This window comes from Hymenobacter sp. AT01-02 (assembly GCF_000961955.2).
GTDB lineage: Bacteria > Bacteroidota > Bacteroidia > Cytophagales > Hymenobacteraceae > Hymenobacter > Hymenobacter mucosus.
Map to the genome: position 1 here is coordinate 1 of NZ_JZIR02000185.1, position 1,007 is coordinate 1,007.

The window sequence follows — 1,007 nt, forward strand, 5'->3', positions numbered from 1 at the left end:
GCGTTTTATAACAGTCCGCTTGCCACTCTAACTGTTCAGGCCCCGAAGAGTTTACCCGTGGGTTTTATAGAGGCCTTTTACGAACGCTTCGCGACTCTGGCGGTTGAATGGCAGGCGTTTATTCCTCTATGGAGTGGGGTAAAGCGCAACCGCCAGTGGTTGGGAGCACGGTTGGGTAAAGGATTTTCACACACCCTCTACCTTCCTACTGAGGTGGCGAATGAGCTACAAGCACTTTGTTGGTTATACGAAGTAGAAGCTTCCTGCATGTTGCAGTCCTGGCAATATTGTCCGAAACCACTGAAAATCCCTCCCCCTTTCAAGGCGTTGTTCATTGGGCCGAACTATGTCATTGCCCGCGACTTTTCTGTAAGCACTTTGCGGTAACGCCGGCCGATTGTTTGATAAGTCGGGTGGCTGTTGCAAAAGTCGGGTGGTAAGCAGAACCTAGGCTATGCGAGCTGCATTCGCTGCACAGCAGCGGCGCTGCTTACGTCTTTTTAGCTCATACTAGGCGCTGATGAAACCCAGCAGCTGCATGGTCGGGAGTTTTGCAACAGCCACGGTCTTTTGTTTAGTGCCAACGAGAAAAAGCGGGTCGTAACATTTATTAAACGGTCGTTTAACAAACGTGACAAAGCCCTATCTTGCTCCGATTTCACTGCTAACCCCGACTTTTTCATGACGCGCTACGTCGCCTACTTCCGCGTGAGTACCGCCCGACAAGGCCAATCCGGTCTGGGCCTCGAAGCCCAGCAAGCGGCGGTCCGGACGTCGTCGGCTCGGAGGCCCGCATCGTGGCCGAGCACGTCGAAATCGAGAGTGGGCGCAAGAACAGCCGGCCCCAGCTGCAGGCGGCCATCACCCACGCCAAGCAGGTGGGGGCCGTGCTGCTCGTGGCCAAACTCGACCGGTTGGCGCGCAACGTCGCCTTCCTGGCCCACACTGATGGAAAGCCACGTGCGCTTCAAAGCCGTCGACCTGCCGGCGGCCGATGAGTTTACCTT

Annotated in this window: 2 protein-coding genes; both read left to right on the forward strand. The window is 55.7% G+C overall.

Translation table 11 applies throughout. The features are described 5' to 3' along the window. The coding region (locus VI25_RS25430; protein WP_045690039.1) for a hypothetical protein at positions 1–387 on the forward strand (387 nt) is incomplete at its 5' end. Positions 388–797: 410 nt separating this feature from the next. Continuing rightward, the gene (locus tag VI25_RS27445) at positions 798–998 is read left to right on the forward strand and encodes a recombinase family protein (protein WP_055562905.1); all 201 of its coding nucleotides are present in this window, start codon (positions 798–800) and stop codon (positions 996–998) included. Positions 999–1,007 lie beyond the last annotated feature (9 nt).